Origin of the sequence: Paenibacillus sp. PAMC 26794 (assembly GCF_000316035.1) — a bacterium.
In the GTDB taxonomy this organism is placed as follows: domain Bacteria; phylum Bacillota; class Bacilli; order Paenibacillales; family Paenibacillaceae; genus Paenibacillus.
Map to the genome: position 1 here is coordinate 1 of NZ_ANHX01000024.1, position 6,317 is coordinate 6,317.

General features: G+C 47.7%; 8 protein-coding genes. 2 read left to right on the top strand and 6 right to left on the bottom strand.

What is annotated here, in order from left to right:
• Positions 1-80: 80 nt before the first annotated feature.
• From fabD to D829_RS0112485, 6 genes are all read right to left on the bottom strand, one after another.
• Positions 81-1,022: an ACP S-malonyltransferase gene (gene fabD, locus D829_RS0112460; RefSeq protein WP_017689229.1), complete on the bottom strand. Its 942-nt coding sequence runs from the start codon at positions 1,020-1,022 to the stop codon at positions 81-83.
• Between the two features lie 25 nt (positions 1,023-1,047).
• Complete coding sequence (locus tag D829_RS0112465) at positions 1,048-2,037, bottom strand: beta-ketoacyl-ACP synthase III (protein WP_026081144.1); 990 nt, start codon at positions 2,035-2,037, stop codon at positions 1,048-1,050.
• Between the two features lie 8 nt (positions 2,038-2,045).
• Positions 2,046-3,041, bottom strand: coding sequence for a phosphate acyltransferase PlsX (gene plsX / locus D829_RS0112470; protein ID WP_017689231.1), 996 nt, complete (start codon positions 3,039-3,041; stop codon positions 2,046-2,048).
• On the bottom strand, positions 3,038-3,586 hold the full coding sequence (gene fapR, locus D829_RS0112475; protein ID WP_047842457.1) for a transcription factor FapR: 549 nt from the start codon (positions 3,584-3,586) through the stop codon (positions 3,038-3,040). The genes plsX and fapR overlap by 4 nt, the downstream gene beginning before the upstream one ends.
• Positions 3,587-3,958: 372 nt before the next feature.
• Positions 3,959-4,132: a 50S ribosomal protein L32 gene (gene rpmF / locus D829_RS0112480; protein ID WP_017689233.1), complete on the bottom strand. Its 174-nt coding sequence runs from the start codon at positions 4,130-4,132 to the stop codon at positions 3,959-3,961.
• Positions 4,133-4,199: 67 nt separating this feature from the next.
• On the bottom strand, positions 4,200-4,706 hold the full coding sequence (locus D829_RS0112485; protein ID WP_017689234.1) for a DUF177 domain-containing protein: 507 nt from the start codon (positions 4,704-4,706) through the stop codon (positions 4,200-4,202).
• A 469-nt stretch (positions 4,707-5,175) separates the two neighbouring features.
• Here D829_RS0112485 and D829_RS0112490 point away from each other — a divergent pair, with 469 nt between their 5' ends.
• Both D829_RS0112490 and D829_RS0112495 read left to right on the top strand, forming a co-directional pair.
• Positions 5,176-5,676 carry a hypothetical protein gene (locus D829_RS0112490; protein ID WP_017689235.1) on the top strand — a complete coding sequence of 167 codons (501 nt, stop codon included), beginning with the start codon at positions 5,176-5,178 and terminating at the stop codon, positions 5,674-5,676.
• A gap of 218 nt (positions 5,677-5,894) precedes the next feature.
• On the top strand, positions 5,895-6,317 hold a 423-nt coding region (locus D829_RS0112495), incomplete at its 3' end, for a nucleotidyltransferase family protein (RefSeq protein WP_017689236.1).

Sequence of the window (6,317 nt, forward strand, 5' to 3'; positions counted from 1 at the left end):
CAGAAAGCTTTTAGGCGAACACTCCGCTTCTTCAGTTTTTTTCTGTCCTCTCCGTTCTCGTGTAAAAAGTTTAGTTTAACTCATATAACTCCTTCTAATTCACTTGCCGTTGCTTCGAGCGTTTCAAGACTGTTCACATTGTACAGTTTTACGGTTTTATCTGTTTTTTTAATCAAACCGGTCAATACACTGCCAGATCCAATCTCGATGAACGTATCCACGCCTTGCTCAATAAGCCATGTCACACTGTCTTCCCATAATACAGGAGAATAGACCTGAGCTGTCAACAAATCCTGAACCTGTCCATCCTCTGCAGGTCTTGCAGTCACATTAGCGACTACAGGGACCGCTGCCGGTGAGAACGTAACGGTTTTCAGTTTCTCTGCCAGCTTATCAGCTGCACCCTTCATCAATGAAGAGTGGAACGGACCGCTTACTTCCAATGCAATGGCGCGTTTACCGCCTGCTTCTTTCACTCGTTCCGCGACAGCAGCTACGCCTTCCTTCACACCAGAAATGACGATTTGTCCCGGACAATTAATGTTGGCAAGTTCAACCGCATGACCACTTTCAGATACGTCACGGCAAAGCACCCCCAGCGCTTCCCGATCCGCACCCAACACAGCAGCCATCGCTCCTTGTCCACCCGGTACTGCCTGTTCCATATACTGACCACGTGCCCGCACAGTGCTCACTGCGTCAGCAAACGAAAGAACTCCCGCTGCCACCAGTGCACTGTATTCTCCCAGACTGTGTCCAGCCGTATAGTCAGGCTGAATTCCTTTTTCTTTGAAAGCTTCAAGCAAGGCAATACTTGCTGTCAACAGAGCCGGTTGTGTATTTGATGTCTGTTTCAACTCAGTCTCCGGTCCTTCAAATACAAGGTTGCTCAGCGAGAAACCCAATGTTTCATCTGCTGTGCGAAAAATCTCGGTTGCCGCAGGCACGGACTCATACGCGTCCTTGGCCATGCCTACAGCCTGTGATCCCTGTCCGGGAAATACAAATGCTATTTTACCCATCTCATTCATCTCCCAGATGTCTATTTTACCAAACGAGTACCGATGCGCCCCATGTCAAACCGCCACCGAATCCAACCATCAGAACGGTATCTCCGGCTTTCATGCGACCTTCCTCCGCTGCTTCTACCAGAGCAAGCGGTATGGAAGCAGCCGATGTGTTTGCATACTTATCCACGTTGACTACAACCTTTTCTTCAGGAAGTTCAAGTCGTTGCATCGCAGATTGGATAATCCGAATATTCGCTTGGTGAGGAACAAACAGATCCACATCCGTACGCTCCATACCAGCCTTGCGTAATACCTCAATGGTAGCCGTCCCCATGACACGTACCGCAAACTTAAACACTTCACGACCGTTCATGTTGATGTAATGTTTTTTATTTTCAACGGTCTCTGTAGTAGCAGGCAGACGGGAACCACCGCCTTCCATCTGAAGAAGACTACCGCCAGCACCTTCGGCACCAAGATCGAATGCTTTGAATCCGCGACCTTCCGGAACTTCACCAACGACTACCGCCCCTGCTCCATCACCAAAGAGGACACAAGTGTTACGGTCTGTATAATCCGTAATACGAGACAAGCAGTCCGCACCAATCACAAGTGCATTGTTGTACATACCGCTTTGGATGAAGCTCGTAGCACTAGCCAAACCGTATACAAATCCGGAACAAGCAGCGGACAGATCAAATGCCGCGGCACCTTTCGCACCCAATTTGTCCTGCAAGATGCAGGCTGTCGATGGGAACGAAGAATCCGGGGTAATGGTTGCAACAATAATCAGATCGAGATCACTGCCTGTCATACCTGCAGATTCAAGGGCTTTAATAGCCGCTTCGTATGCCAGATCAGAAGTTGCCTGATCGGGTGCAGCGATATGACGCTGTTTAATTCCTGTACGACTGACGATCCACTCGTCATTGGTATCGACCATTTTCTCCAGATCGCTGTTTGTCAAAATTTTCTCAGGTACATATTTCCCAGTACCGATAATCCCTACCGCGCGTAAATTATTCATATCGTCACTCACTTCCCGCTAATTTCCTTAGATATGCTCTCTACCAGCTGATTCTGTACTGCAATCCGAGCTTGGCGCACAGCATTTTTGATGGCATTGCCATCAGCAGATCCATGACTTTTCACAACCAGTCTACTCAAACCGAGGAGTGGCGCTCCGCCATGCTCCGTATAATCCAGCTTTCGTTTCAACCCACGCAGCTCAGGCATCAGTACAGCTGCAGCCAGTTTACTTTTGAGAGAAGATGAAAATTGTTCCTTAAGCAAGGCGAAAATGGCACCTGCTGTGCCTTCCAGCGACTTCAGCAGGATATTCCCTGCAAAACCGTCACATACAAGCACATCACAAGCACCAGTCAGCACATCACGTGCCTCAACATTACCGACAAACCGAATTGGGAGTTGTTCCAGTAAAGGGTATGCATGTTTGGTTAACTCATTTCCCTTGCCTGGCTCTGTTCCTACATTGAGCAAGCCCACTCGTGGGGACTCAATGCCCTGTACTTTTTGCCGATACAAACTGCCCATCAGGCCATATTGTGCAAGGTGCTCCGGTTTGGCATCCATATTCGCTCCTAGATCCAGCGCAAGCACACCTACATCATCAATCGTTGGAATCATAGGCGCAAGCGCCGGACGTTCAATGCCTTCCATGCGACCTACAACAAGCAAACCTGCTGTCATCAACGCTCCAGTATTGCCCGCCGAGATCATCGCGTCCGCTTCGCCCTCTTTCAGCATGCGGCCTGCGACCACCATGGAGGCATCCTTCTTGCGACGCACTGCTTTGACGGGTTCATCATCCGAACCAATAACTTCGGAAGCATGCCGGACCGTAAGATTGGCAGGTCTCACACCTGACTGACTCAAAAGAGGTTCCAGCTTGGCTTCATCGCCGATCAGGACGATCTGTGTATCCGCCCATTCCGTGGCTGCGGCAATCGCACCTTCTACCGTTGATGCAGGTGCATTGTCGCCTCCCATGGCATCAATGACGATTTTCATTCCAAATGACCTCCTTCTCCGCTGTCTTCTCCACCTGAATGGTAGATTACAAAGTTGCCTTGAAACACCATTTCTTCACCTACATAAGTGAATACTTCCACTTTGGCTTTGCCCTTTTGACCCGGAATCGATCTCACATAAGCCTTTGCAATACATTTCTCTCCCAAATGGACCGAACGTACAAAGCGAATGTCTGCTGATGCAGTCAACGCGATCTCGTCATTAATAATTGCTACAGCCAAGGAGTTAGCCTGTGCAAAGACATAGTGTCCGCGTGCAATCCCTGTTCTGGAAAACACGTGTTCTTCCTTAATCTCAAACAGGGAAATCCCGCTCTTATCCAGTTGTAGATCCACAATATCACCGATAATCTCATGCAAGGGCAACGAGCGTACCTGATCATACGAGAGCTCTGCCATCAGTTTCATCCGCTCCCGAAGTTCGGGTATTCCAAGTTCCAGCCTGTCAAGACGAATCGTCTGAATACTCACCTTCAATTGGCGTGTAAGTTCCTGATCCGTCACAAACGGGTTCTCTTCTATCATTTTGGTTAACTGCTGTTGCCTCTGTCTCTTCGGTACACGTTCGATGCCTGACACCCCCCGCTGTATCGTTTACGGAACCGTCCCGTCCGGCCAGTTCAACCATTCTTTCGTGTTGCTTCTATAGTTGCATCCCTGGTCACCAGGGTCGTTCTCAAACGGATTATGGTTCATCTATATGTAACGTCAAATCTTAGAACCTGGTACTAAACTATAGTATATCTCATCCCGTGTCAAAAAGAAAGACTGGCCTAACAAAAACAATTCACCCTTGTAGAGCAAGGATTTCATGCTTGTTAGCTCACTCTACCTGCACTCTATAATCCAAAAAAAGTAGCACCTCATCGAAATGAAGTGCTACTTAATGTCCAACTATTATTGAGAGATGATCTCTCTTGCTTTGTACGTTCCGCACACTTTGCACACGTGGTGACTAAGTTTAAGTTCGCCACATTGTTCACATTTCACCATGCCCGGTACAGCCAATTTAAAGTGAGTGCGACGTTTGTCGCGACGCGTCTTGGACGTTCTCCGTTGAGGTACTGCCATTATTCCCACCTCCTTATCAAAATCAACCTTTGCAGGTAGTCTTAAAATGTTCGATTTTCAATCATGCTCATTTAAAAAAATCCTTGAGCCCTGCAAGCCGCGGATCAATAACCTGGTTATCACAACCGCAGTCACCTTCGTTCAGCTCATGGCCACACTTGGGGCATAACCCTTTGCATGTATCGCTACATAGCGGTATAAACGGAAGATCCAGCAGAAAAACTTCCTCGGCATAACCCTTCAGATCAACGCTATCTCCATCCACATAGAGCGTATCATCGTCTTCGTGTAATTCCTTTGGCTGTTTTCCCTGCTTGAATTGCTCATGAAAATCAATATGAAAATGTTCATTGATCGGCTTAAGACAACGGGAGCACAACATGTCCACTCCTACGGTCAGCTTGCCATGAACATCCACAACATCACCTTCTCTGAATTCTGCAGATAAGTCCGCAGTCAGCGGGGTAACGGCTGTGATATCTTGTCGGTTAGAAACCAGTTCCTTGATATCCCACTGTTCGTTAAACTTCAGGGGACCATCACTGGTAGCCACTTTGCGAAATGGCATTAACATTTCCATCACTCCAAACGAAACCAATTTCATAATTCATGTCAAACGTATCACGACAGTTATACAGGTCAAGCCTGCTTTTGTAAAGCAATAAATCCTGACTGTATGTATTCTGACGTTTCATCGTTAAAAGTATTATGAAATTGACTTAACAAACAAAAATCATTATACCGATTTTTCAAGACGTTTGTCAACACTTTTAACTTTACACCCTTTTTAAAACCAATGGCTCAGAACCGTTTACTCCATCTGGTCTATTATAGACTCACTTCAAGATAAATCACAAGTCGTCATTTTAGTTGTAGTTCCTTGCAAACACCGGTCACATTTCGTTAACGTTTAGTGTGATCTATATCACACAGACCCGCATGCCCCCTATCTATACTTACTATAAACCGAAGCACGATCAGTTCCATGACCGATTTATTATCCAACTATTTCATATCATATCGGGAGGGAAAATGTATGTTAAGTGAGCACCAGTCTGCCGGAGCTATCCGCTCCTGCTGGGGACTTCACGCTGAATGCAGAGGATAAACGCCCTGTTGTGCTGCTTAGTGGCGGCGTTGGCTTAACGCCAATGATCAGTATGTTAAATACGCTGGTTAACTTGAATGAAAATCGCAACATTACATTTTTGCATGCAAGTCCCAATGGTCAATCTCACGCGTTCCGTGATTATGTGGACAGTCTGGCCAAACGTAATCCGGGCGTTAAAGCTTATTATCGTTATACTCAACCTGAGGATGCTGATCGTGAAAATGAGTATTTTCATAAGGAAGGTTATATGGATGCGATCTGGCTTCGTCAAGTGATTGATGAACTGGATTCCACTTATTATCTGTGCGGACCGGTTTCGTTCATGCGGGGAGTGTATACGGAGCTACAGGCGCTTGGTGTCGCAGCGGACAACATTCATTATGAATTTTTTGGGCCCAAAGCAAGTCTTTCTCCTGCGCCGGAAAGTGTCTAAGCGTGCTGATTTATTAATTTGAAGAGGTCGTTCTCCGATTATCGAAAATGTGTAATACACAATAGATTTGCAGGCACAGTCTGACATCCGTTGATGTCGGATTTGTGCCTTTTTCTTGTCTGAATTGGTGCATGATTTGATCTAATACATGACATCCCCTATGATGGAATGGATGTTATACATACTCGGTTATCCAATCGAAAGGAGTACGTCTAATCATGAAAGCCGTAGGCGTCATTGTTGAATATAACCCCTTGCACAATGGGCATGTCTATCATTTGCAAGAAGCTCGGCGGCTAAGCGGCGCAGACGCCGTTGTTGCGGTCATGAGCGGCCCTTTTCTCCAGCGTGGCGAACCCGCCATCGTGGGTAAAAGGGCGCGCACCGAGATGGCGCTGCACGCAGGCGCGGATCTCGTGCTTGAACTGCCGGTTGCATACGCGGTTCAACCGGCCGAGTGGTTTGCCTTCGGTGCGGTATCACTGCTGGACCGCACCGGCATTGTGGACTCGCTTTGCTTTGGCAGCGAGTCCGGCGACCTGGACAGCCTGCAGCGCATTGCGCGCGTGCTGGCTGTGGAGCCCGCAGGGATGCGCGAGGACATCGCGCGCCGCCTGCGGGAAGGCGCCAGCTACCCCGCC

Excerpts from the sequence above, each read along its gene's own strand:
- fabD (WP_017689229.1), bottom strand. The coding sequence starts at position 1,022 with ATGGGTAAAATAGCATTTGTATTTCCCGGACAGGGATCACAGGCTGTA.
- D829_RS0112465 (WP_026081144.1), bottom strand. The coding sequence starts at position 2,037 with ATGAATAATTTACGCGCGGTAGGGATTATCGGTACTGGGAAATATGTA.
- plsX (WP_017689231.1), bottom strand. The coding sequence starts at position 3,041 with ATGAAAATCGTCATTGATGCCATGGGAGGCGACAATGCACCTGCATCA.
- fapR (WP_047842457.1), bottom strand. The coding sequence starts at position 3,586 with ATGATAGAAGAGAACCCGTTTGTGACGGATCAGGAACTTACACGCCAA.
- rpmF (WP_017689233.1), bottom strand. The coding sequence starts at position 4,132 with ATGGCAGTACCTCAACGGAGAACGTCCAAGACGCGTCGCGACAAACGT.
- D829_RS0112485 (WP_017689234.1), bottom strand. The coding sequence starts at position 4,706 with ATGTTAATGCCATTTCGCAAAGTGGCTACCAGTGATGGTCCCCTGAAG.